We start from the raw sequence: 23,557 nt of genomic DNA on the forward strand, positions 1-23,557 counted from the left end.
GTCGGCGTGCAGGTACGCCGACCCGGCCGACCCGGCCGGGCACGGGCGCCGCAGAAGGGCCGGCGCCCGTGGTCACGCACAGGCGCCGACTCGCGGTTCCGAGGGATGACTTGGTGGAATGGAGACATGTCCGAGAAGCTCCCGCGGCCCAGCCAGGTGACCTTGGCCGGCTGGCTGATCGTCGGCGGTTCGCTCGGCGTCCTGGCGACGGTGTACTCCCAGCTGTCGCGGCTGCGAAGCCTCGACACCCGGGAGTCGATCGAGAAGACGCTCGCGGAGCCGCCGTTCGACCATCTCGGTGTCGACGTCGGCACCGTCCTCGACACGATGCACGTGCTCGCGCTCGTCACCGGCGCGTTCGCCGCGGCGGCGGTCGTCCTCGGCTGGCACGTCCTGCGCCGCCATCAGGCCTCCCGCATCGTGCTCACCGTACTGGCGGTCCCGCTGCTGCTCTCGGGCATGGCCAGCGGCGGATTCTTCTCGACCCTCGTGGCCGTCGCCGTCGTCCTGCTCTGGGTCCCGCAGTCGCGGGACTGGTTCCGCGGCATCCCGGCCCGCGAGGCGCCGCCCGCCGGCCCGTCGCAGGCGCCCGGTGAGCCGCGGTCGAGCCAGCAGCTCGGTCCGAACCCGCGCCAGCGCCCCTACGCTCAGCAGGCCCCGGAGCAGGGCACACCTCAGGGCGCACCTCAGGGCGCACCGACCCCGCCGCCGTACCCCTCCTGGCTGGCCGGTACGCCGCATCCCGCCGCGCCCGTGCGGACCGGGCAGCCGGTGCAGCCGCCGCAGTCGAGGCCGGCCACGGTGACCTGGGCGGCGGTGCTGACCTGGATCCTGTGCGCGCTCGGCGCCCTCGGACTCCTCGCCGTCGGGGTGATCTGCACGGCCGATCCCGGGCCGTTCTACGACGAGATGATGCGGCAGAACCCGGAGCTCCGTGGCCAGGGCCTCACCGAGGACCTCGTGGTGGCCTCGATGTGGATCGGCGTCGTGATGGGGCTCGCCGCCATCGCGTTCACGGCCGTGATGGCCTACCTGACGACCCGGGGCGTCGCCTGGGCGCGGGTCACCCTCGTGGTGCTCGTCGCGATCGCCATCGCCCTCCTCCTGATCGCCTCCCTCATGGCGCCGGTGATGGTCGCCGGTCTGAGCCTGGCCGCCGTGACGCTCGCCCTGCTGCTGCGCCCGGAGACCAGAGCCTGGTTCCACCGGTTCGACCGCTGACCAGCGGGTAGGGTCCCGCCCATGTCGGACCCCTACGGCTCCTTCGAGAAGCCCAGCCCGTACGGCGATGCCCCGTTCGCCGGTCAGCGACCGCCGTACGGCCAGCCTTCTCCGCCGCCCGGCTACGGGCAGCAGCCGTACGCACCGCATCCGCAGGTTCAGTCCCCGCACGGCCAGCCGCCGTACGGTCAGCAGCAGCCGCCGTACGGCCATCCGTACGGCGGTGTCCCGCGCGACCCCAACCGGCGGCCCGGGACGGTCCTGGCGGCCGGGATCATCGCGATCGTCTCGTCGTCGCTCGTCGCGCTGCTGAGCCTGGTCATGGTCATCGCGGGCATCGCGGCGCGGTCGTGGTTCGCCGACCAGGTCCAGGAGAATGGGACCGACGACGGCACCACCTTCGTGGTGTTCCTCGTCGTGATGTGCCTCGTCACGCTGGCGATGTCCGGGGGCGGCATCCTCTGTGCCGTCTTCGCGCTACGCCGCTCCCAGGTGGCACGCATCGTGCTCGTGGTGCTCTCCGGGCTCACGATCGTCGCCAGCCTGGTCTCGATCACGGGGATCTTCCCGATCCTCACCTTGGGGGCGGCGATCGCGACGATCGTGCTGCTCTTCGTCGGCGGCGCCAACGAATGGTTCCGGCCGAAGCCGGTGGTCAGGCCGTTCGGGCAGGGGCCCGGCTACTACTGACCCGCTACTGGTGACCGGGGTGGTGTGGGTGGTGTTCCCGCACGGTCAGGCCCGCAGGTCGCTGCGCGCGAGCCGGTCGAGCGCCTCGGCGATGACCGCGGGCCGCTTGCAGAACGTCCAGCGCACGAGGTGGCGTCCGGCGTCGCTGTCGTAGAAGCCCTGAAGCGGGATCGCGACGACGCCGGCCCGCTCCGGCAGGGCCCGGCAGAACGTCGTACCGTCCTCCCAGCCGAGCCCGGCGATGTCGGTCACGGTGAAGTAGGTGCCGTCCGGCACGGTGACGCCGAGGCCGAGCTCGGCGAGCCCCGCGCAGAGCGCGTCACGGCGGGTGCGCAGCTCCGCGGCGAGCTCGGTGGGCCACGTGTCGAGCGCGTCGAGGGCGTACGCCGCCGCCGGCTGCAGCGGGGCGCCGGAGGTGAACGTGAGCCACTGCTTGGCCGCGAGCAGCGCGCCGACGAGCGCGGTGGGCCCGCTCGCCCAGCCCACCTTCCAGCCGGTGAACGAGTACGACTTGCCGAGGCTCGACAGCGTCAGGGTGCGCTCGAACATCCCCGGCAACGTCGCCATCGGGACGTGGCGCGGGGCGTCGGAGCCCTCGCCGTACGTCAGGTGCTCGTAGACCTCGTCGGTGACGACCACGAGGTCGTGCTCGATCGCGACCGCGGCGACCGCGGTCAGCTCCTCGCGGGTCAGCACGGTCCCGGTCGGGTTGTGGGGACTGTTGAGCAGGATCAGCCGGGTGCGCGACGTGACGGCGGCACGGAGCTCGTCGGGGTCCAGGCGGAACCCGCCGGACGCCGACGGCCGCAGCGTCACCGCGCGGCGTACGCCGCCGGCCATCTGGATCATCGCGACATAGCTGTCGTAGTAGGGCTCGAGCACGATCACCTCGTCGCCGGGGTCCACCAGCCCGAGCATCGCCGCGGCGATCCCCTCGGTCGCGCCCGTCGTGACCGCCACCTGGGTCATCGGGTCGAGGTCGAGGCCGTAGTGGCGCCGCTGGTGGCGGGCGACCGCCTCCCGGAGGGCGGGGACGCCGGGGCCGGGCGCGTACTGGTTGGCGCCGGTCTCCAGCGCCTCGACCGCCCGCTTGATGACGGCCTCGGGGCCGTCGACATCGGGGAAGCCCTGGCCGAGGTTGACCGCCCCCGTCGCCAGCGCGAGGGCGGACATCTCGGTGAAGATCGTCGGCGGGATGCCATGCAGGCGAGAGGCGACCACGGCCCCAGGGTAGGCCGACCCTAAAGTAGCGCCGTGACCACTGACGCCGCCCTCGCCGCCGACATCGACGCCATCTGCCGCCTGACCGGGGAGTTCGTGCTCCGCTCCGGCCAGATCGCGACCGAGTACTTCGACAAGTACCTCTTCGAGGCGCAGCCGGCGCTCCTCGAGCGGGTCGCCGCGCAGATGGTCGACCTGCTGCCGGCCGACACCGAGCTGCTCGGCGGTCTCGAGATGGGTGGCATCCCGATCGCGACCATGGTGTCCGCCAAGACCGGTCTGCCGGCGCTCTTCGTCCGCAAGAAGGCGAAGGAGTACGGCACCATGAAGCTCGCCGAGGGCCCCGAGGTGGCCGGCAAGCGGATCACGCTCATCGAGGACGTCATCACCACCGGTGGCGCCGTCCGCAACGCCACCGTCGCCCTCCGTGAGTACGGCGCGAGTGTCGCCACCGTCGTCTGCGCGATCGACCGCAGCCCGGGCGGCCCGGAGGAGAACCCGCTCGCCGACGTCGACCTCGAGCTGCGGTCGGTCCTCACCAAGGCAGACCTGGACGCCGTACACGGCTGACACCACCGCCGAGGTTTGCGCGGTCGGCGGCGTGCGGGGCCGGGACGGCAGTCCTGCCGTGCCAGGCGTCAGCTCGGGCGGTCTCCGGCGCGCGCCTCCTCGTCGCGGTAGGACGACGGCAGGCCCGGGTCCTCCTCGTGCCGCTTGCGGATCCACTCGATGATCAGGACGACGACGGTGACGCCGAGCAGGCCGTAGGTCACCAGGTCGATGTACTTGCCCAGCGACGGGAAGGTGCGACCGAGGATGTAGCCGATCAGCGTGATCGACACGACCCAGCCGACGGCGCCGACCGCGCTCCAGACGAAGAACGTGTGTCGCCGCATGCGCGTGACGCCCGCGACCAGGGTGATGTAGGTGCGGACGAAGGGCACGAAGCGGCCGATCACGAGCGCGGTGTGACCGTGCTTGTCGAAGAACGCCGACGTCTGGTCGAGATACTTCCGCTTGATGATCTTGCCGTCGCGGTGATAGATCCGCGGCCCGATCCGGTCGCCGATCAGGTAGCCGACGACGTTGCCGGCGAAGGCCGCGGCGATATAGACCACCAGCGCGAAGCTCAGGTCGGCGTGGTGGCCGCCCGGGATGATGTCGACCTTCCCCTCGGCGATGAAGAGGCCCATCGCGAAGAGCAGAGTGTCACCGGGGAGGAACGGGAAGAAGAGTCCGCACTCGACGAACAGCACGAGGATGCCCAGCCAGAACAGGGCCGCGCCGAACTTGTGGAGAAGGAAGTCCGGGCTGAGCCACTGCGTGAAGTCATGAAGGCCGATCGACATGGTCGGCAGCTGGACGAGGAGATCGTGCACAACGAAACAGTAGTCGGACATGCATGAATTCGAGGTGTCTAGGGTTGATCCGATGATCGAGGACGAGCGGGCGCCGTACGACCCGATGCCCCATGGCCGCCCCGAGGTCGGCGTCGGACCCTGGGAAGGACCATGGCCGGACGGCGACCACTGGGACCCCGAGCTGCTGCGCGACGGAGACCGGCGCAACGTCGTCGACCGGTATCGCTACTGGCGCCTCGAGGCGATCGTCGCCGACCTCGACACCAGGCGCCACGCGTTCCACGTCGCCATCGAGAATTGGCAGCACGACTTCAACATCGGCACGATCGTCCGCACCGCCAACGCGTTCCTCGCCGCCGAGGTCCACATCGTCGGCAACCGGCGCTGGAACCGCCGCGGTGCGATGGTCACCGACCGCTACCAGCATGTCCGGCACCACGCGGACGTGCCGTCGCTGGCGGCGTACCTCCACGACAAGGGCGTCCGGCTGCTCGGCATCGACAATCTGCCCGGATCGCTCCACCTCGAGACGATGGAGCTGCCCCGCGACGTCTGCTTCCTCTTCGGGCAGGAGGGGCCTGGTCTCTCCGAGCAGGCGCGGGCGGCCTGCGACGGGACCTTCTCGATCGCGCAGTTCGGCTCCACGCGGTCGATCAACGCCTCGTCCGCGGCCGCGATCGCCATGCATTCCTGGATCCGGGCGTACGCCGACCTGTCCCACGAGGAGGTCTGGCGGGGATAGCGCCCGGCCTCCTCGTGGCAGTCGTCTCGGTCAGACCTGAGCGAGGCAGACGACGACGTGGTCGCCACGCTTCCACTGCCACGCTGACGTCCAGGTGGACGCGAAGTCATCGGTGCCGGTCAGTTCGGGTGTCAAGACGGCTGGATCGATCCAAGCCCAGGGTGTCGCCGGGCCGCACTACTGTGGCCGCACCAGCCGAATGCTCGACCCCGATGCGCGAGGAGTTCCGCGATGCCCATCGCCACCCCCGAGAAGTACGCCGAGATGCTGGCGACCGCCAAGGAGAAGGGGTTCGCCTACCCGGCGATCAACGTCTCCTCCTCCCAGACGCTCAACGCCGCGTTGGCCGGCTTCGCCGAGGCCGGCTCCGACGGCATCATCCAGATCTCGACCGGTGGTGCGGAGTACCTCTCCGGCCCCACGGTCAAGAACATGGTCACCGGCTCGGTCGCCTTCGCAGCCTACGCCGCCGAGGTGGCCAAGTCGTACGACGTCAACATCGCGCTCCACACCGACCACTGCCCCAAGGACAAGCTCGACGGGTTCGTCCGGCCACTGCTGGAGCTCTCCACCGAGCGGGTCAAGCGGGGCGAGGCGCCGCTCTTCCAGTCCCACATGTGGGACGGCTCCGCCGTGCCGCTCGACGAGAACCTCCAGATCGCCGAGGAGCTGCTCGCGAAGGCCGCCGCCGCGAAGTGCGTCCTCGAGATCGAGGTCGGTGTCGTCGGCGGTGAGGAGGACGGCATCGTCGGCGCGATCGACGAGAAGCTCTACTCCACCCCGGGGGACGCGATCGCCACGGTCGAGGCGCTCGGCACCGGCGCCGAGGGGATCTACCTCACCGCCCTCACCTTCGGCAACGTGCACGGTGTCTACAAGCCCGGCAACGTGAAGCTCCGTCCGGAGATCCTCAAGAACGCCCAGGACGCCGTGAGCGAGAAGCTCGGCCTTGCCGCCGGCAGCAAGCCGTTCAACCTGGTCTTCCATGGCGGCTCCGGCTCGAGCGCCGAGGAGATCGCCGCCGCCGTCTCCTACGGCGTCGTCAAGATGAACATCGACACCGACACGCAGTACGCCTTCACCCGCCCGGTCGCGGCCCACATGTTCAGCAACTACGACGGCGTCCTCAAGGTCGACGGCGAGGTCGGCGACAAGAAGGCCTACGACCCGCGAAGCTGGGGCAAGGCCGCCGAGGCCGGTATGGCGGCTCGTGTCGTCGAGGGCGCCCAGCACCTCGGCTCCGCCGGTCAGTCCATCGGCTGAGTCTCACCGGGCGCCCGCCGCAGGAGTAGCGGCGCCGGCGTCCTCACGTCGGGAACGCCTGGCAGGTCAGGCCTTCTGCATGTGCTTCGGTGTCGCGAAGAGCAGGGAGGCGACGAACCCGAGCGCCAGCACGGCCGCAGGCAGCAGGATCGACTGCGACATGGCCGAGCTCAGGCCATCGGGGTTGACCTTGCCCGTCGCAGTGTAGGCGCGCTCGGCCGTGATGCGGCTGTCCATCAGCACGGCGATGCCGGCGGACCCGATCACCGAGCCGACCAGCCGGGTGGCGTTGTAGACCCCGGCGCCGGCGCCGGCGAGGTGCATCGGGAGGTTCCGGGTCGCGGTCGCCGCGAGCGGCGCCCACACGCCCGACATCCCCAGGCCCAGCAGGCCCATCGGCACGAGGAGCTCCCACACGTGGGAGGTCGAGGTGATCGGCGTCGACACCCAGAAGACCGCGATGGCGCAGACCGCGAACGCCGCGGTGACCAGCAGCTTCGGGTGGACCTTGTCGGTGAACCGGCCGACCACCGGCGCCATGAAGAACGAGATCACGGCCATCGGGACCATCAGGAGCGACGCCTCGAAGGCGGAGTAGCCCCGGACCAGCTGGGCGTAGAGCATCAGGGGGAAGCCCATGGCGGTGGCGGCGAAGCCCATGCACGTGATGCCGAGGTTGGCGACGGAGAAGTTGCGGTCGCCGAAGATCCCAGCGGGACCAGCGGCTCCTTCCGGTTGCGCGCCTCCCACCAGACGAAGAGACCGAGGAAGACCAGGCCGCCGACGATCAGCAGCCAGATCAGGCCGTCCCAGCCGCGCTGCTCGCCGTCCTGCAGGCCGAAGACGAGACCGAACATGCCGACCGCGCTCAGCGCGACGCCGAGCCAGTCGAAGGTGTGCTCGTGGGTCTCGAGGACCGGCACGAGCCGCCAGTTGAGCACGAAGGCCACGATGCCGACCGGCACGTTGATGATGAAGATCCACTCCCAGCCGATCCCGACCAGGGCACCGCCGAGGATCGGTCCGACGAGCGTCGCGATGCCGGCAGTGGCACCCCACAGCGCCATCGCCTGCCCGCGCCGCTCGGGCGGGAAGATCCGCGTGATCACCGCCATCGTCTGAGGCGTGATCATCGCGGCGCCCACACCCTGCACCACACGCGCGGTGATGAGCATCGTGATGCTCCCGGACAGGCCGCACCACAGGGACGCGAGGGTGAAGACCGTGAGGCCTGCGAGATACATCCACTTGGGGCCGATCCGGTCACCGAGCCGACCGGTGATCAGCACCGGCGCGGCGTAGGCCAGCAGGTAGGCGCTCGTCACCCACAGCACCTCGTTGGTGGAGGCGTCGAGCTCCTTCATGATGTCGGGCGTCGCCACGGTGACGATCGTCATGTCGACGAGGATCATGAAGAATCCGATGCACAGCGCGATGAGCGCCGGCCATGGCCGCACCTCCGCGGAGGCGCCGGCGGGTGGGGCGGTCGTCTGGGTCATGAGGATCAGTCAAGCACCGCGCACCGACGTCGCGCCCGTGCCCTTCCTCATGTCATCACTCATGCCTTCGCCCGCCACAATGGACCCATGACTCATCAGGACCTGCTCGCCGGCCCGCCCCCGACCCTCCTGCCCGCCGACCCCGCGTCGGACGAGCTGGCCGCCGGCAGCACCGCCGCCGACGTCGTACGCCGTCACCCGGCTTCGCCCGCGGCCTGGGCCGCCCTCGCGGAGGAGGCGCGTGACACCGGTGCGGCGGACGTGACCCTCTATGCCTACGCGCGCGTCGGCTACCACCGCTCCCTCGACCTGCTCCGTCGCAACGGCTGGAAGGGCCACGGGCCGGTGCCGTGGGAGCACGAGCCCAACCGCGGCTTCCTCACCTGTCTCGCCCTGCTCGCCGGCGCCGCCCGGACGATCGGCGAGACGGACGAGTGGGAGCGTTGCAGCGCCTTCCTGCGGGAGAGCAGCCAGACGGCGTACGACACCCTGCTGGCGTGAGCCACGGACGGCGGGGTCCGTCGGGCACACCGATGGGCCCTGCGTCCGTTCCGAATCGAGCAGGAGGCCCCGGATCGCCTAGCCTTGACCCGTGCCAAAGACGCCTGACCTCCCTGTGACCGAGCCGGACCTCGACGAACAGCGCCAGGTCCGTCGCTCCAAGCGCGAGCGGATGCTGGCGGAGGGCAAGGCGCCGTACCCGACCATGATCGGGCGCACCCACACGCTCGCCGAGATCCGGGAGACCTACGCCCACCTCGAGGCGGGCGAGGAGACCCAGGACGTCGTCGGTGTCGCCGGCCGGGTGATCTTCGTGCGCAACACCGGCAAGCTCTGCTTCGCCACCCTTCAGGATGGCCAAACGAATGGGCACCGTGGCACCCGCCTCCAGGTGATGCTCAGCCTCGCCGAGGTGGGCGAGGACTCACTCGCGGCGTGGAAGAGCCTGGTCGACCTCGGCGACCACGTCTTCGTCGAGGGCCGGGTCATCTGCTCCAAGCGCGGCGAGCTCTCCGTCATGGCCACCCGCTGGGAGATGGCCTCCAAGGCGCTGCGGCCGCTGCCGGTGCTCCACAAGGAGCTGTCGGAGGAGTCGCGGGTCCGGCAGCGGTACGCCGACCTGATCGTGCGCCAGGAGGCGCGCGACATGGTGCGGACCCGGGCCGCGATCACCAGCGCCGTGCGCCGCCAGCTCGAGGACGAGGGCTTCCTCGAGATCGAGACCCCGGTCCTCCAGCTGATCCACGGCGGCGCCCACGCGCGACCGTTCCGGACCCACATGAACGCCTTCGACCAGGAGATGACGCTCCGCATCGCGCTGGAGCTGAACCTCAAGAAGGCCGTCGTCGGCGGCGTCGACAAGGTCTTCGAGATCGGCCGCATCTTCCGCAACGAGGGCGTCGACTCGACCCACAGCCCCGAGTTCACGATGGTGGAGGCCTACGAGGCCTACGGTGACCAGTTCACCATCGCCGAGGTTCTCAAGCGGCTCTTCCTGGCGGCCGCGGACGCCGTCGGCACTCATCAGATCGAGACGCCGGCCGGCACCATCGACCTCGACGGCGAGTGGCGCTGGTTGCCGGTCTACCAGGGCGTCTCGGAGGCGGTCGGGCAGGAGATCACGCCCGACACCGACCTGGAGACCCTGCGCAACCTGGCCGACAAGCACGAGGTCGAGTACGACGCCGCCTGGCCGGCCCAGAAGCTCGTCATGGAGCTCTGCGGCGAGCTCGTCGAGCCGCACCTGCTCCAGCCGACCTTCCTGTGCGACTTCCCGGCCCTGGCCCAGCCGCTCGCCCGGCTCAACGACGAGGAGCCGCGTCAGGTCCTCGCCTGGGACCTCATCATCGGCGGCGTCGAGCGCGGCACGGGCTTCACCGAGCTGATCGACCCCATGGTCCAGCGCGAGATCCTCACCCAGCAGTCGCTCCTGGCCGCCGGCGGCGACCCCGAGGCGATGCAGCTCGACGAGGACTTCCTCCGCGCGCTCGAGTACGGCGCACCGCCCATGGGCGGCCTCGGCTTCGGCATGGACCGGCTCGTCATGCTCTTCACCGGCGCCGGCATCCGCGAGACCATCCTTTTCCCCCTCCTCAAGCCCGAGGCATAACCAGCGCCACCCGACGGCGCGTCGCCGGCGTTGCGGGCGCTCGACGACCGGCTCCGCCCTTGAAGGTCGCCTTCGCGCCCGCGCCTTGGCGCCGCGCGCGTCGGACGGTGCGTCGCCGGCGTTGCGGGCGCTCGACGACCGGCTCCGCCCTTGAAGGTCGCCTTCGCGCCCCCCGCCTTGGCGCCGCGCGCGTCGGACGGCGCTGCCGGCGTTGCGGGCGCTCGTCGGACGGCGCTGGGCCGAGCGGCGGCCGGCACCGGCCGGTGGCACTAAGGTGCCGTCATGGAGAGCAGCCGCTCCGAGACGTTGATGACGACGCTCGGCTTCAGGCCTGAGACGGGGCGGCTCTACGACCGGATGCTGCCCCTCGCCGGGCGCCCGGTGGACGAGGTGGCCAGCTCGCTCGCGACGAGCGTCGAGCGTCTGCGTCGCGACCTGGAGCCGCTCGCCGAGTTCGACATCGTGAGTCTCGCGGACGGGACGCTGACGGTCCTCAACCAGACCGAGGTCGTGGCGCGCATGCTCGCGATCACCGCGGAGCGCGCGAGCGTGGCCCACGACCGTCTCCTCAACATCTCGAAGGCGATGCCGTACGTCGCCGGCACGGTCGCCCGCGCCGCGGCCGCGCAGCCGGCCGACGAGCAGCCCCTCGATGGTGAGCTGTTCTCCTCCCGCTACATGCCCGAGACGCTCGAGGCGCTCGTCGGCGGCAGCACCGGCGACCTGCTCTGGCTGCGTCCGGACCAGTGGGCGATGCCGTGGGAGGACCACACGACGGCGATGGTGGCGGAGGCGATCGCCAACGGCCGACGCTGCCGGGCGATCTACCCCGTGCGTGCGATGGCGGAGGCGCCGGTCGCGATGGCGGCCCGGGCGCGAGCGGGGGAGGAGATCCGGTTGCTGGCCGACGTACCGACCCGGTTGCTCGTCATCGGCAGCACCCACGCGATCATCCCGGAGCCGCTCGGCAACACGTCGTCACCGCGGATCATGGTTCGCCAGCGCGGGATCGTGGAGGCGCTCACGCTGCTCTTCGAGCGGCTGTGGGCGGCCGGGACTCCGGTCGCCGACTTCGAACGGGCCCGGCACGGCGCCGCGCAGCGGTCGTTCCTCCTCGAGCAGCTCGCCTCCGGGGCCCAGGACGAGCAGATCGCGCGGCGGCTCGGGATCAGCCTCCGCACCGTGCGCCGGCGCGTGGCCGAGCTCATGACCGAGCTCGGTGCGACCTCACGCTTCCAGGCCGGCGCCGAGGCAGCCCGCCGCGGCTGGCTCTGAGCGCATCGACGCTCCCTGTGGGCCGCTGCGCTGCGCTGTGACTGTCGGCGCGTGACGCGGCTGTGTCGCGGCCGACCGCCGGACCAAACTCCCGGCCGGCCGGTTCCTGGAGCAGGCGTCGCCGTCGGTTGCTACCGATGCCCCCGCCCCAGACCGCGGAGCCATCGTCGGAAGCGCCCGATCAGCAGGCTGATGAGCGCGAGTGAGACGGCCGCGCAGATCACTCCCAGAACGAGGGGCCAGATCGGCAGCCCGTCTTCGTCGCGCGCATGCCAGACGCCGTTCTTGTCGAAGACGGCGATGTGCGAGCCGACCCGTGGGGACACGAGGTGGCCGCCCCACGAGAAGGCGACGTTCGTGCCGTCGGGGGTGGTGGCACAGACCGTCGTCATGCCGTTCACGTGCACGCCCTCGCACCTGCGAACGGTGGCCTGCTGCATCGGCACGCCCGGTGAGTGGTCCGAGACGTACTCCTCGACGCCTTGCCCGCACAGGATCGTCATCACGAGGAACGGGATCAGGAAGATCCACGGGCCGTAGCGGGCCGCTCGGTCGACGCGCGGTCCCGATCGGGTCGCAGTCATGACTCAACCCTTCGGACGCAGGGCCGCGACTGTGCGGGCGCGGGTGCGTGCGCCGGTGCCGGCCATCAGCGGAGGCTGAAGGTGGACATGATCTGGTCGATCCGCGGTTCGATCCACTTCTTCGTGCACAAGTTGAGGTCGACGTCGAAGGTGACGGTGATGAGGTAGCCGTCGGTGAAGGTGCCGTACCGTGACCTCGCCGTGAGGAACGCTCACGGTCTCCCCGGAGGGTTGTGGCGAGAGCGAAGGGGACGGGTGCGTGCTGGCCGAGCCGGGGCTGGAGGTCGGTGTACGGGAAGGCTGGCTGCTGCCGCAGCCGACGAGCAGCATTCCCATGGGCGTGAGCGCTGCTGCGGCAGTGATGGCATGACGAGTCACCCGAGACCTCCTGACGTCAGCGACGAGCACACCATCCCCTGGTCCACCCGGCCCCAAACCCGAGGCGTCGCTGCCGAGGGCTCAGGCGGTGGCAGGGACCAGCAGCGCGTACGCCGCCGGCTCGAGGCGCCAGGTCCGTTGACGCACAGGGCCGTAGGTCTCACCGTCGGCGCTGCACCAGAACGCCTCCCCGGCCACGGTGACCTCCCGGCCCCGCAGGTCCTGCACGTCCCGACGACGGTGGTGCCGCCCGCGCACCAGGTCGACGGCGTACGCCGCCATGGCGAGCGCGCCGACCGGCCGCGAGACGATCACGTCGAGCCGGCCGTCGTGCGGCTCCGCCTCGGGGACGAGCGGCGTGCCACCGCCCACCTGCGGTCCGTTGCCGACCGCGACCTGGAGGACCCGGTGGTCGGGCGTGCCGACGACGTCGCCGTCGACCTCGACCCGCAGCCGCAGCGTCGGCGGCCGGAGCGCCGTGAGTGCGGCTCCGATGGGATAGCCGACCCGGCCGAGCCGCTCCTTCCAGCGCTCGGCCCGGCGGGCCGCCTCGGAGCCCGCCCCGACGTGGACGCTGTTGACCACGACCTCGCCGCGGTCGTCGACCAGCAGGTCCATGGCCCGGCTGTGGCCGGCCTGGACGACCCGGGCCGCGGCCGCCGGATCGAGGGGGATGCCGTTCCCGCGTGCGAAGTCGTTCCCCGTCCCGAGCGGCACGAGGCCCACGGTCACCTCGCCGAGCTCACCGCGCCGATGCAGGGCGGCGATCACCGCGTGCATCGTCCCGTCACCGCCGGCCACGACGACGGTCGCACCGCGCCGACCGTCCAGAGCCGCGTCGAGCTCGTCCGCCGATGACGTCACCGCCCGGCGTACGTCGCCCGCAGCCCGCAGCGTCGTGATCGCACGGTCCAGCGCGACCTCGTCCGTGCCGGGGTTGGTCACCACGAGGTAGGTCACCTGGTCGCATCGCCGTGCCACGGTCGCGAACCTACCGGGTGGACGCCGGTCCCCGGACGTGACGATCGGGGACCGCGGCGTCATGTTTGGTAGTTTGCGGTCGCAAGAGCCCCGGTTTCTTGCCGGGGTTCCTTGCATGTGGAACAGCAAACCAAGGTGCGTCGAGCAGCCGGTCCCCAGCGGCCGGAGGGACTCCGTCCGTAGTGAAGGAGCAGCACACATGCCCGCGATCGCGATCATCGGTGCCCAGTGGGGCGACGAGGGGAAGGGCAAGGCGACCGACCTGCTCGGCAGCAGCGTCGACTACGTCGTGAAGTTCAACGGCGGCAACAACGCCGGCCACACGGTCGTTATCGGCGATGAGAAGTACGCCCTCCACCTCCTGCCCAGCGGCATCCTCAGCCCCGGCGTCACGCCGGTGATCGGCAACGGCGTCGTCGTCGACCCGGAGGTCCTCTTCGAGGAGCTCGACGCACTCGACGCCCGTGGCATCGACACCTCGAGGCTCCGCGTCAGCGCGAGCGCGCACGTCATCGCCGACTACAACCGCCAGCTCGACAAGGTCACCGAGCGGTTCCTCGGCTCGCGCAAGATCGGCACCACCGGCCGCGGCATCGGGCCGACGTACGCCGACAAGGTCAACCGCATCGGCATCCGGATCCAGGACCTCTTCGACGAGAAGATCCTGCGCGGCAAGGTCGAGGGTGCGCTGGAGCTCAAGAACCAGATCCTCACCAAGATCTACAACCGCCGTGGCTTCACCGTCGACGCCGTCGTCGAGGAGCTGCTGTCCTACGCCGACCGGCTCGCCCCGATGGTCTGCGACACCGGTCTGCTGCTCGGCCAGGCGCTCGACCGCGGCGAGACGGTGCTCCTCGAAGGCGGCCAGGCGACGCTGCTCGACGTCGACCACGGCACCTACCCGTTCGTGACCTCGTCCAACGCCACCTCGGGCGGCGCCTGCACGGGCTCGGGGATCCCGCCGACCCGGATGGACAAGGTGGTCGGCATCGTCAAGGCCTACACCACCCGTGTCGGCGAGGGGCCGTTCCCGACCGAGCTCCACGACGACATGGGCGAGTTCCTCCGCAAGACGGGCGCGGAGTACGGCGTGACCACCGGCCGCCCGCGTCGCTGCGGCTGGTTCGACGCGGTGATCGCGCGGTACGCCGCCCGCGTCAACGGTGTCACCGACTTCGTGCTCACCAAGCTCGACGTGCTCGGCGGCCTCGAGCAGGTGCCGGTCTGTGTGGCCTACGACGTCGACGGCATCCGCCACGACGAGATGCCGGTCAACCAGACCGACTTCCACCACGCGACGCCGATCTATGAGTACCTCCCCGGCTGGTGGGAGGACATCTCTGGTTGCCGCTCCTTCGACGAGCTGCCGAAGAACGCCCAGGACTACGTCAAGGCGGTCGAGGCGATGTCCGGCGCGCGGATCTCCGTCGTCGGCGTCGGCCCGAAGCGCGACGAGACGGTCGTCATCCACGACCTCACGGCCTGACCCCACCTGCGTCGAGTCCCGGGTCGTGACGGCCACGGCCGTACACAACCCGGGACTCGACGCGCCAGACCCGAGACTCGACCCTCAGGAGCCGGAGGCGGACCGGCCGACCCCGAAGGCCGTGGAACTCACCGTGGTGACGCCGGGCGCCGGTCGCTCCTCGGCGGTGAGCGTCTTCTTCGCCGGGTCGGCGACGAGCACGATGAGATGGTCGAGGAGCTTCCCCTCGTCGCCGCCGAAGTCGTAGTCGGTGAAGACCAGGTCGGTGTCGCCGTCCCCGTCGACGTCGGTGGCGCTCGGCATGGCGGGCGAGTGGGAGCCCTCCGTGTCCAGACCGCTGACCTTCCAGTCGGTGGTGGTCCAGGTGCCGCCGGCGTCGTACTCCAGGACGTCGAACTCGGAGGCGATGTAGCAGACCAGCTCCGGCACACCGTCCTGGTCGAGATCGGTGACCAGGCTGTGTGCGCAGTTGGCGGTGCCGACGTCCTCGGGAAGGCTGAGGTCCTTCGGCGTCAGCGTGGTGCCGTCGGAGATGAAGACGCCGGCACCCTGGCCCTCGACCTCGAAGCCGAAGACGAGGTCGTCGTCGCCGTCGCCGTCCACGTCGGCCGGGTCGAGGCTCATCGTGGCGTCGCCGGCGGTCCACGGGGCGTCATACATCCGGATGGTCTTCGACCACCCGCCGCCCTCCTGGGACTCCAGCACGGAGATCCGCAGCGACAGGTCGCCCGGGTCGTCGTAGACCCCGCTGAGGTTCTTGCCGTCACCGCGGGACGCGATGCCGACGTCGTCGCGGCCGTCACCGTTGACGTCGGCGGTGAAGACCGCCACGGGCTTGTCCCAGTAGGGCAGCCGGATCATCGACCCGGGCACCCCCGCGGCGTCGGTGCGGAGCTGGAACGCCCCTTTCTGTCCGCTGACCGCGACCAGGTCCGTCCGCCCGTCACCGTCGACGTCGCCCGTGACCTCCGCCTGGGGCAGCGTCGCGGGCGCCTTCCCGGCGGCGAAGCCCGTCCCGGTCGAGGTGAAGAGCATGTCGGCGTCGGGGTCGTTGAAGGTGTTCTCCACGAGGCCGAACCCGGCGCCGAGCAGCACGTCACCTTTGCCGTCGCCGTCGAGGTCGCCGACGACCCCCCGCTTCGTCGTCGTGGCTGCCGCGGCCGGCTCGCTCTCCGACCCGTGCCGCGTGCCCAGCCAGACGCCACCGCCGGCGAGCGCCGCGAGGAGTACGGCGCCGGCCGCACCCACGGCGACCGTCTTCCGGGTGAGGCCACCCCGGGTGCGAACGGTCGCCCCGGCGGCGTACGTCTGGTCGCTGCCGGAGAGCAGTTGGAGCTGGTCGCGGACCTCGACCGCGGTGGCCGGCCGCTGGGCAGGGTCCTTCGCGAGGACCCGGGCGAGGATGACGTTGGCCTGCCGGGTGACGTCGTCGTCGCCGGGGAGCTGCGGGACGTCGCCGTGGAGGTGGGCGAGCGCCACCTCCACGTCACTCCCGGCGTACGGCGCCCGCCCGGTCACGGCCTCGTAGAACAGGCAGCCGAGCGCGTAGAGGTCGCCCGCGGGGGAGCCGGGGTCGCCCTCGGCGCGCTCGGGCGCGAGGTAGTTCCAGGTGCCGGCCACCGAACCCGGCTGGGTGAGGCCGGAGGAGTCGGTGTGGGCGACGCCGAAGTCGCCGAGGTAGGCGTGCGGGCGGGTGAGGTCGGTGTCGCGGAGGAGGACGTTCTCCGGCTTCACGTCGCGGTGCACGACCCCGACGGCGTGCGCGGCGGCGAGCGCGTCGGCGACCTGAGCGCAGACGTCGGCGGCCAGGGTGGTCGGCATGCCGCCGTGCTCCCGGATGAGTCGGGCGAGGTCGCCGCCCGCGGCGTACTGCGAGACGAGGTAGGGCCACCCCTCGTGCACGCCGTGGTCGTAGACGGCGATCACGTGGGGCGACTCGAGCCGGGCCATGACCGTCGCCTCGCGCTCGAAGCGCGCGAGGAACTCCGGGGACTGGGCGAGCGTCGCCATGACGACCTTGATCGCGACGGGCCGGTGGAGGCGGGTGTCGGTCCCGGCGTACACCATCCCCATCGCGCCCTGGCTGAGCACGGCGTCGATGCGGTACGGACCGATCCGGGTGCCGATCTGGGGCGGGGTGCCGGCGTTCGGCGGAAGGGTGGCGTCGGATGGCTGGGTCACGGGAGCACTCCGTTCAGCTGGTAGGTGTGCAGGGCCGCCGGACCACCGCTCCACGTGGCCCATGTCTGGGCGTTGAGGAACACGCCGTCGCCCGCGAGCGCGACCGAGATGGTGTAGTCGTCGGACTGCTCGTCCTTTGTGAAGGTCCCGAGGTCGGCCCGGCCGTCGCCGTTGACGTCGCTCAGGAAGATCGGGTGGAGCACGTCGCTGAACGTGCTCGGCTGGGACAGGGTGCCGAACAGCTGCGGGGCCTGCAGCACGCCGTCCTTGAACTCGCTGACCCGCAACCGCTGGTTGACCAGGTCGCTGAAGACGAGGACGAGCTCGTTCTGACCGTCCGCGTCGACGTCGGCGATGCCGAGCCCGTCGACGTACTGGTGGCGTACGTCGACCGGCTGCTGCTGCACGAACGTGCCGTCGTCCTGCTGGATCCAGGTGTTGACCTTCGAGACGCCCCGGGTGTGGTAGGCGTTCTGCTTGCTCGGCGCCCGGTCGAGGTCGAGGTAGTCGGCCCTGCCGTCGCCGTTCACGTCGCCCACCGCGGTCTTCTCGAAGTGGTCGTCCTCGACCTGCAGCGCCTTGATCGGCTTGTCGAAGCCCGAGCCGTTGTTGTGGTGGACCCAGAGCCGCATGACGCCCTTGAACGTGTTGCCGTTCGTCTTCGCGTCGACGTCGAGGTACTCCTGGACGATGTCGGTCCGGCCGTCGCCGTCGAAGTCGAGGGCGTACCACCGCAGCGCGGACGACGTCTTGTGGGTCCACTCGGCCGCGGGGTAGGTCAGGTCGCCGGAGAGCGCGCCGGTGCTCGACGTCACCGGGAAGGGCTTCTTCTTGCCATAGTCGTGGCGGATGGTGAGGGTGTCGCCCTTCCCGTCGCCGTCGAAGTCGCCGGTGAAGCGCCACACCGAGAGGTTGAACTTCCCCTTGATGCGCTCGTCGGCCCCCGTGAGCTTGGTGCCGTCCGAGGTCCAGGTGGTGACGTCGTACGTCGACGTCTTGGCGAAGTCGTCGTCGACGTAGGGATAGGCGACGACGTCGCCCTTGCCGTCGCCGTTCCCGTCGCCGAGGATCGGGCCCTTCGGCGCCGCCGCGGCCTTCGCGCCGGAGCCCGAACCGCCCGCCGCCGCGGCGGACGCGCCGTCGTCGTGGGACCACGGTCGGGTGACGCCGAGCGCGGCGCCGCCTCCGACCACGATCGCCCCGACGCCGACCGCACCGGCCAGCAGCAGGCTCTGGGCCCGGCTGCGGCCGGGGACACGCGGGGTGAGCGGCGTGGGAGGAGTCGCCACGACCGCCCCGCGGCGCGCCGCCGTCGGCGGCGGGACGGGGAGACCGGAGAGCGGGGTCTGGCCCGTCGGAGCGGGGCCCGCCGCGAGCGGCGCGCCGCCGGCCGGCACGATCCCGGCTGGCGGCGCCGGCTGGCGGCGCAGCGTCATCAGGTCGTCGCGCAGCTGGTCGGCGGAGGGGTAGCGCGCCTGGGGGTCCTTCGCCATCGCGCGCAGGAGGATCGCGTTGGCGGTCGCACTGAACGGGTCGTCGCCGGCGAGCTGGGGGATCGGCGCGGTCTGGTGGGCCACCGCGATCTCGACGTCGGTGCCGGCGTACGGCGGCCGGCCGGTGAGCGCCGCCCACAGCAGGCAGCCGGTGGCGTAGATGTCGGCGGCCGGGGTGCCGGGCTCGCCGCGGCCGCACTCGGGGGAGAGGTAGCTCCACGTCCCGGAGACCGTGCCGCCGCGGGCGAAGCCGTCGGTCTCGGTGTGGGCGATGCCGAAGTCGCAGAGGTAGACCATCGGGTCGCGCGTGGAGTCCGGGTCGCGGAGCAGCACGTTGCTCGGCTTGATGTCGCGGTGGACGACACCGGCGCGGTGGGCGTCGGAGAGCGCCTCGGCGACCTCGGCGCAGACCAGCGCCGCGAGCTGCGGCGGCATCGGGCCGCGGCGGCGCATGAGCGCACCGAGGTCGCCGCCACCGATGTGCTGGGTGACGATGAACGGCGCGCCGTCGTGCTCGCCGACGTCGTAGATCGCGATCACGTGGGGCGAGTTCAGCTTGGCGAGCACCTCGGCCTCGCGCCGGAAGCGCTCGAGGAACTCCTGTTCGCCGAGCGCCGCCGAGACGACCTTGAGGGCGACCTTGCGGCCGAGGTCGGTGTCGGTCGCGGTGTAGACCACGCCCATACCGCCGAAGCCGAGCTGGCTGTCGATCCGGTAGCGGCCGAACTGGTCACCGGGGGAGGGAAGCAGGGGCATGGCCGCTTCCTACCCGCCGGCGCCCGGCTGAACCCTCCCGCGCCGAAATTCGGTACCGGCGTCGTGGGCCCTACCCTTGGGGCCTGTGAAGAGCCCCCTCACCGTCCTGGTCGTCGGCACCGGCGGGCGCGAGCACGCGCTCGTCCTCGCACTCGCCGCGGAGGAGGGCGCGGTCGTCCACGCCGCGCCCGGCAACCCCGGCATGGCCGCCGTGGCCACGCTCCACGAGGTCGACCCGCTCGACGGCGAGGCGGTCGCGTCCCTGGCGGTGTCGCTCGGCGTCGACCTGGTCGTCGTCGGCCCGGAGGCCCCGCTGGTGGCCGGCGTCGCCGACGTGGTCCGGGCGCGTGGCGTCGCGGTCTTCGGGCCGTCGCGCGCGGCCGCGCAGCTCGAGGGCTCGAAGGCCTTCTCCAAGGAGGTCATGGCCGCGGCCGGCGTCCCGACCGCGGGGTCGCGCACCTGCACCACGCCCGAGGAGGCCGCCGCCGCGCTCGACGAGTTCGGGGCGCCGTACGTCGTCAAGGACGACGCCCTCGCCGCGGGCAAGGGTGTCCTCGTCACCCGTGACCGCGACGCCGCCCTCGCGCACGCCGCCGCCTGCGAGCGGGTGGTCATCGAGGAGTTCCTCGACGGGCCGGAGATGTCGCTGTTCGCGGTCTGCGACGGGACGACCGCCTACGCCCTCCAGCCGGCGCAGGACTTCAAGCGGATCTTCGACGGTGGCCGCGGACCCAACACCGGCGGGATGGGCTCCTACACACCGCTGACCTGGACCCAGGACGACCTCGCCGAGGTGGTGCTCGAGACCGTCGTCCGTCCGACCCTGGCCGAGATGGGTCGACGTGGCGCGCCGTTCGTCGGCTGCTTGTACGTCGGCCTGGCGCTCACCGCCAAGGGACCGCGGGTCATCGAGTTCAACTGCCGCTTCGGCGACCCCGACATCCAGCCGGTGCTCGCGGTCCTCGACTCCTCCCTCGGGGAGCTGCTGGCGGCCGCGGCCGAGGGCCGGCTCGCCGAGGTGGCCGCGCCCCGCTTCCGCGCCGAGGCGGCCGTGACCGTCGTCCTCGCGTCGGCCGGCTATCCGGAGTCCTCCTCGAAGGGCGATGTCATCACCGGCGTCGAGGACGCCGCCGCCCGGCCGGGCGTGGACGTCATCCACGCCGGCACCGCGATCTCCCCGACGGGCGAGCTCGTGACGGCCGGCGGTCGGGTGCTCGCCGTACGCGCGACGGGGCGCGACGTCGCCGACGCGCGCGCCACGGCGTACGCCGCTGCCGACCTCATCTCGTTCGACGGGATGCAGCGCCGCTCCGACATCGCCGCCGAGCCGCTCGGCGTCGTCGAGGGCGCCTCGCTGCGCTGACGGTGAGGACAGGCTGCCGAGCCGGCGTCCATGGACGCCGACCGGTCAGGCGCGTCTGCGGGGTCGGCTACCGGATCCGCCGACTCGGCGGGCCTCCTGGCTCAGGCTCAGTGGCTCTGACCCCAGATGAAGCCGAAGACGCCGCACGCCACGCCGGCGATCACGATCAGCCAGAGTGAGATGTAGGCCAGCGTGTGCATGCCATGCTGGTAGTGGTTCTCCTCGAAGCCGGTGAAACCAGGGGCCTCGACGTTCTCGATCTCGGTCATGCGCGCACTCCTTGAGCAGGTCTGGTCGAACCGGTCCGACTCGTCGATCGGACAGTGGCAGCACGGTAGCGCCCCGCTGGCCTTGGTGGCGGCCGGTTCCGGCGTCTGTGGATGACGGCGACGGGAGGTCAGCGACTGCTGCGACGCTTCCTTCTGCGCCCGAACGCGGTCAGAATGGAAGGACGGTCGATGTGTCGATGCCGCTGTCGGGAGGTGCTGTGGAGACGCTGCAGCACCTCCGCATGTCGTGGGAGGAATACCTCCAGTTGCCGGAGAAGCCGAAGGCGGAGTGGGTCGACGGTGAGGTTGTCGTGAGCCCGCCTGTCGGGCAGCCACACGGCGTCTCGACGCTCAGACTGGGTGCGCGCCTCCTGGAGTGTCTGCCCGGCCTGGTGGTGATGACGGAGGTGGGCGTCCGGCTGCCGCGCAACCGAGTGCGGGCACCCGACCTCATGGTCGTCGAGCACCGCACAGATGAGCGGTTCGTCACGGACCCGCCGGTCCTGGTCGTCGAGGTGCTCTCGCCGAGCACCAGGTCCGAGGACACCATCCGCAAATCGATGGAGTACGCCGCCGGAGGCGTCGGGCAGTACTGGATTCTCGACCCCGAGCTCCGCGCGCTCGACATCCACGCCAACCGCGACGGCGCCTGGCAGCCGCTCCTCCACCTCGACGAGGCGCGTCCGATCGGCGAGGTGACGGTCGCGGGCCACGTCGTATCCCTGGATCTCGGGGACGTGCTCGGCACGGTCGCCTAGCGCGCTCGGGCTCAGGCCCGACGGACGCGTTCGTGGCGTCGGGCGGTGCGTGGGACAATCGGCGCCGTGACTGTGCCTAACGTCCTGGCAACCCGCTACGCCGCGCCCGACCTGGTCGGGATCTGGAGCCCCGAGCACAAGATCGTGCTCGAGCGGCAGCTCTGGATCGCCGTCCTCAAGGCCCAGAAGGACCTGGGCATCGACGTCCCCGACGGTGTCGTCGAGGCCTACGAGGACGTCGTCGACAAGGTCGACCTCGCCTCGATCGCCGCGCGCGAGCGGGTGACCCGACACGACGTGAAGGCGCGCATCGAGGAGTTCTCCGCGCTCGCCGGGCATGAGCACATCCACAAGGGGATGACGTCGCGCGACCTCACCGAGAACGTCGAGCAGCTCCAGATCCTGTCCTCGCTCAGGGTCGTCCGTGACCGTGCGGTGGCGACCCTCGCCCGGCTCGCCCGGCTCGCCGGTGAGCACGAGGCCACCGTGATGGCCGGCCGCTCCCACAACGTCGCCGCGCAGGCGACGACGCTCGGCAAGCGGTTCGCGACCGTCGCCGACGAGATGCTGGTCGCGCTGCAGCGCGTCGAGGAGCTCATCGCTCGCTACCCGCTGCGCGGCATCAAGGGCCCGATGGGGACGGCCCAGGACATGCTCGACCTGCTCGACGGTGACGAGACCAAGCTCGCCGAGCTGGAGCAGCGCGTCGCCGCCCACCTCGGCTTCGACCGGGTCCTCACCAGCGTCGGCCAGGTCTACCCGCGCTCGCTGGACTTCGACGTCCTCTCCGCGCTGGTCCAGCTCGTCGCCGCGCCGTCCAACCTCGCGACGACCATCCGTCTCATGGCCGGCAACGAGCTCGTCACCGAGGGCTTCAAGGAGGGCCAGGTCGGCTCCTCGGCGATGCCCCACAAGATGAACTCCCGCTCCACCGAGCGCGTCAACGGTCTCGCTGTCGTCCTGCGCGGCTATCTCTCCATGATCGGCGAGCTTGCCGGCGACCAGTGGAACGAGGGCGACGTCTCCGACTCCGTCGTGCGCCGGGTCGCGCTGCCGGACGCCTTTTTCGCCGCCGACGGCCTCTTCCAGACCTTCCTGACGGTGCTCGACGAGTTCGGTGCCTTCCCGGCGGTCATCCAGCGCGAGCTCGACCGCTACCTGCCCTTCCTCGCCACCACCAAGGTGCTCATGGCCGCGGTCAAGCAGGGCGTGGGTCGCGAGGCGGCCCACGAGGCGATCAAGGAGGCCGCGGTCGGCACCGCCCTCGACATGCGCCAGGGCCAGGCGGAGAACGACGTCTTCGCTCGCCTCGCCGCCGACCCTCGCCTCGGGCTCTCCGCCGACCAGCTCGGCGCTCTCGTGGCCGAGCCGATCACCTTCACGGGGGCGGCCGTCGCCCAGGTCCAGGAGGTCGTGCGCCGCGTCGAGGCGGTCGTCGCCGCGCATCCGGAGGCCGCTGCCTACGTGCCGGGAGACATCCTCTGAGCGGCGTCTCGACGGGCCCCGGGACCGGGACCGGTCCGGCCGGCGTGATCACCGTGGCCGCGGTGGTGTTCCGCGACGCCGACGGCCGGATGCTCGCGGTGCGCAAGCGCGGCACCGACCGGTTCCTGCTCCCGGGCGGCAAGCTCGAGCCCGGGGAGTCGCCCGCGGAGGCGGCCGCGCGGGAGGTGCAGGAGGAGCTCGGCGTACGCGTGACGCCGGACGAGCTGACCCTGCTCGGCGAGTTCGAGGCCGCCGCCGCCAACGAGCCCGACCACGTCGTCCGCTCCACCGTGTTCACGCACCCGGCCGCGATCACGCCGTGTGCCGCCGCCGAGATCGCCGAGCTGCGCTGGGCGTCCCTCGAGGAGCTGTCGTCGGACCCGTCGGTCGCGGCGCTCACCCGCGACCACGTCGTGCCCGCACTGCGCTGACCCGGCGCTG

22 protein-coding genes are annotated in these 23,557 nt (G+C 71.3%); 13 read left to right on the top strand and 9 right to left on the bottom strand.

What is annotated here, in order from left to right; translation table 11 throughout:
• Window positions 1-126 precede the first annotated feature (126 nt).
• Entirely contained in the window at window positions 127-1,221 is a 1,095-nt protein-coding gene (locus AB3X52_RS06000; RefSeq protein ID WP_367992290.1) for a hypothetical protein, read from the top strand.
• A gap of 21 nt (window positions 1,222-1,242) precedes the next feature.
• Complete coding sequence (locus tag AB3X52_RS06005; protein ID WP_367992292.1) at window positions 1,243-1,911, top strand: hypothetical protein; 669 nt, start codon at window positions 1,243-1,245, stop codon at window positions 1,909-1,911.
• A 45-nt stretch (window positions 1,912-1,956) separates the two neighbouring features.
• On the opposite strand, the gene AB3X52_RS06010 is transcribed toward AB3X52_RS06005, so the two are convergent.
• A complete protein-coding gene (locus tag AB3X52_RS06010) occupies window positions 1,957-3,132 on the bottom strand; it encodes a pyridoxal phosphate-dependent aminotransferase (RefSeq protein WP_367992294.1) in 1,176 nt (391 codons plus the stop codon).
• Window positions 3,133-3,165: 33 nt separating this feature from the next.
• On the opposite strand from AB3X52_RS06010, the gene pyrE reads away from it, so the two are divergent.
• Entirely contained in the window at window positions 3,166-3,702 is a 537-nt protein-coding gene (gene pyrE / locus AB3X52_RS06015; RefSeq protein ID WP_367992296.1) for an orotate phosphoribosyltransferase, read from the top strand.
• 68 nt (window positions 3,703-3,770) lie between these two features.
• On the opposite strand, the gene AB3X52_RS06020 is transcribed toward pyrE, so the two are convergent.
• Window positions 3,771-4,532 carry a DedA family protein gene (locus AB3X52_RS06020; RefSeq protein ID WP_367992298.1) on the bottom strand — a complete coding sequence of 254 codons (762 nt, stop codon included), beginning with the start codon at window positions 4,530-4,532 and terminating at the stop codon, window positions 3,771-3,773.
• A gap of 31 nt (window positions 4,533-4,563) precedes the next feature.
• Between AB3X52_RS06020 and AB3X52_RS06025 the strand changes: the two genes are divergently transcribed.
• The gene (locus AB3X52_RS06025; protein ID WP_367992300.1) at window positions 4,564-5,235 is read left to right on the top strand and encodes a TrmH family RNA methyltransferase; all 672 of its coding nucleotides are present in this window, start codon (window positions 4,564-4,566) and stop codon (window positions 5,233-5,235) included.
• Between the two features lie 231 nt (window positions 5,236-5,466).
• A complete protein-coding gene (gene fbaA, locus AB3X52_RS06030) occupies window positions 5,467-6,498 on the top strand; it encodes a class II fructose-bisphosphate aldolase (RefSeq protein ID WP_367992302.1) in 1,032 nt (343 codons plus the stop codon).
• A gap of 66 nt (window positions 6,499-6,564) precedes the next feature.
• Here the strand turns inward: fbaA and AB3X52_RS06035 are convergent, their stop codons facing one another.
• Both AB3X52_RS06035 and AB3X52_RS06040 read right to left on the bottom strand, forming a co-directional pair.
• On the bottom strand, window positions 6,565-7,158 hold the full coding sequence (locus AB3X52_RS06035; protein WP_367992304.1) for an MFS transporter: 594 nt from the start codon (window positions 7,156-7,158) through the stop codon (window positions 6,565-6,567).
• The gene (locus AB3X52_RS06040; protein ID WP_367992306.1) at window positions 7,122-7,997 is read right to left on the bottom strand and encodes an MFS transporter; all 876 of its coding nucleotides are present in this window, start codon (window positions 7,995-7,997) and stop codon (window positions 7,122-7,124) included. The genes AB3X52_RS06035 and AB3X52_RS06040 overlap by 37 nt, the downstream gene beginning before the upstream one ends.
• Window positions 7,998-8,084: 87 nt before the next feature.
• On the opposite strand from AB3X52_RS06040, the gene AB3X52_RS06045 reads away from it, so the two are divergent.
• The 3 genes from AB3X52_RS06045 to AB3X52_RS06055 all read left to right on the top strand — a co-directional run bounded on the left by AB3X52_RS06045 (window position 8,085) and on the right by AB3X52_RS06055 (window position 11,382).
• On the top strand, window positions 8,085-8,498 hold the full coding sequence (locus AB3X52_RS06045; RefSeq protein ID WP_367992308.1) for a DUF3151 domain-containing protein: 414 nt from the start codon (window positions 8,085-8,087) through the stop codon (window positions 8,496-8,498).
• 91 nt (window positions 8,499-8,589) lie between these two features.
• Window positions 8,590-10,107: a lysine--tRNA ligase gene (gene lysS, locus AB3X52_RS06050; protein ID WP_367992310.1), complete on the top strand. Its 1,518-nt coding sequence runs from the start codon at window positions 8,590-8,592 to the stop codon at window positions 10,105-10,107.
• Between the two features lie 282 nt (window positions 10,108-10,389).
• On the top strand, window positions 10,390-11,382 hold the full coding sequence (locus AB3X52_RS06055; RefSeq protein WP_367992312.1) for a helix-turn-helix transcriptional regulator: 993 nt from the start codon (window positions 10,390-10,392) through the stop codon (window positions 11,380-11,382).
• Between the two features lie 131 nt (window positions 11,383-11,513).
• Here AB3X52_RS06055 and AB3X52_RS06060 read toward each other — a convergent pair whose 3' ends face one another.
• On the bottom strand, window positions 11,514-11,966 hold the full coding sequence (locus tag AB3X52_RS06060; protein WP_367992314.1) for a hypothetical protein: 453 nt from the start codon (window positions 11,964-11,966) through the stop codon (window positions 11,514-11,516).
• Between the two features lie 459 nt (window positions 11,967-12,425).
• Window positions 12,426-13,325: a diacylglycerol/lipid kinase family protein gene (locus AB3X52_RS06065; protein WP_367992316.1), complete on the bottom strand. Its 900-nt coding sequence runs from the start codon at window positions 13,323-13,325 to the stop codon at window positions 12,426-12,428.
• 199 nt (window positions 13,326-13,524) lie between these two features.
• On the opposite strand from AB3X52_RS06065, the gene AB3X52_RS06070 reads away from it, so the two are divergent.
• Entirely contained in the window at window positions 13,525-14,811 is a 1,287-nt protein-coding gene (locus AB3X52_RS06070; protein ID WP_367992318.1) for an adenylosuccinate synthase, read from the top strand.
• Between the two features lie 84 nt (window positions 14,812-14,895).
• On the opposite strand, the gene AB3X52_RS06075 is transcribed toward AB3X52_RS06070, so the two are convergent.
• Together AB3X52_RS06075 and AB3X52_RS06080 are read right to left on the bottom strand one after the other, a co-directional pair.
• Window positions 14,896-16,992 (bottom strand): protein kinase domain-containing protein, encoded by a 2,097-nt coding sequence (locus AB3X52_RS06075; RefSeq protein ID WP_367992320.1) that lies wholly within the window; start codon window positions 16,990-16,992, stop codon window positions 14,896-14,898.
• Complete coding sequence (locus tag AB3X52_RS06080; protein WP_367992322.1) at window positions 16,989-19,241, bottom strand: serine/threonine-protein kinase; 2,253 nt, start codon at window positions 19,239-19,241, stop codon at window positions 16,989-16,991. The genes AB3X52_RS06075 and AB3X52_RS06080 overlap by 4 nt, the downstream gene beginning before the upstream one ends.
• 85 nt (window positions 19,242-19,326) lie before the next feature.
• Between AB3X52_RS06080 and purD the strand changes: the two genes are divergently transcribed.
• Window positions 19,327-20,604: a phosphoribosylamine--glycine ligase gene (gene purD, locus AB3X52_RS06085; RefSeq protein ID WP_367992324.1), complete on the top strand. Its 1,278-nt coding sequence runs from the start codon at window positions 19,327-19,329 to the stop codon at window positions 20,602-20,604.
• Window positions 20,605-20,711: 107 nt separating this feature from the next.
• Here purD and AB3X52_RS06090 read toward each other — a convergent pair whose 3' ends face one another.
• Complete coding sequence (locus tag AB3X52_RS06090; protein ID WP_367992326.1) at window positions 20,712-20,873, bottom strand: hypothetical protein; 162 nt, start codon at window positions 20,871-20,873, stop codon at window positions 20,712-20,714.
• A gap of 218 nt (window positions 20,874-21,091) precedes the next feature.
• On the opposite strand from AB3X52_RS06090, the gene AB3X52_RS06095 reads away from it, so the two are divergent.
• The 3 genes from AB3X52_RS06095 to AB3X52_RS06105 all read left to right on the top strand — a co-directional run bounded on the left by AB3X52_RS06095 (window position 21,092) and on the right by AB3X52_RS06105 (window position 23,547).
• Complete coding sequence (locus tag AB3X52_RS06095; protein WP_367992328.1) at window positions 21,092-21,631, top strand: Uma2 family endonuclease; 540 nt, start codon at window positions 21,092-21,094, stop codon at window positions 21,629-21,631.
• 66 nt (window positions 21,632-21,697) lie between these two features.
• A complete protein-coding gene (gene purB, locus AB3X52_RS06100) occupies window positions 21,698-23,116 on the top strand; it encodes an adenylosuccinate lyase (protein WP_367992330.1) in 1,419 nt (472 codons plus the stop codon).
• A gap of 44 nt (window positions 23,117-23,160) precedes the next feature.
• Window positions 23,161-23,547 carry an NUDIX hydrolase gene (locus AB3X52_RS06105; RefSeq protein WP_367992332.1) on the top strand — a complete coding sequence of 129 codons (387 nt, stop codon included), beginning with the start codon at window positions 23,161-23,163 and terminating at the stop codon, window positions 23,545-23,547.
• The last annotated feature ends 10 nt before the right edge of the window (window positions 23,548-23,557 follow it).

The organism is Nocardioides eburneus, from assembly GCF_040838215.1.
GTDB lineage: Bacteria > Actinomycetota > Actinomycetes > Propionibacteriales > Nocardioidaceae > Nocardioides > Nocardioides eburneus.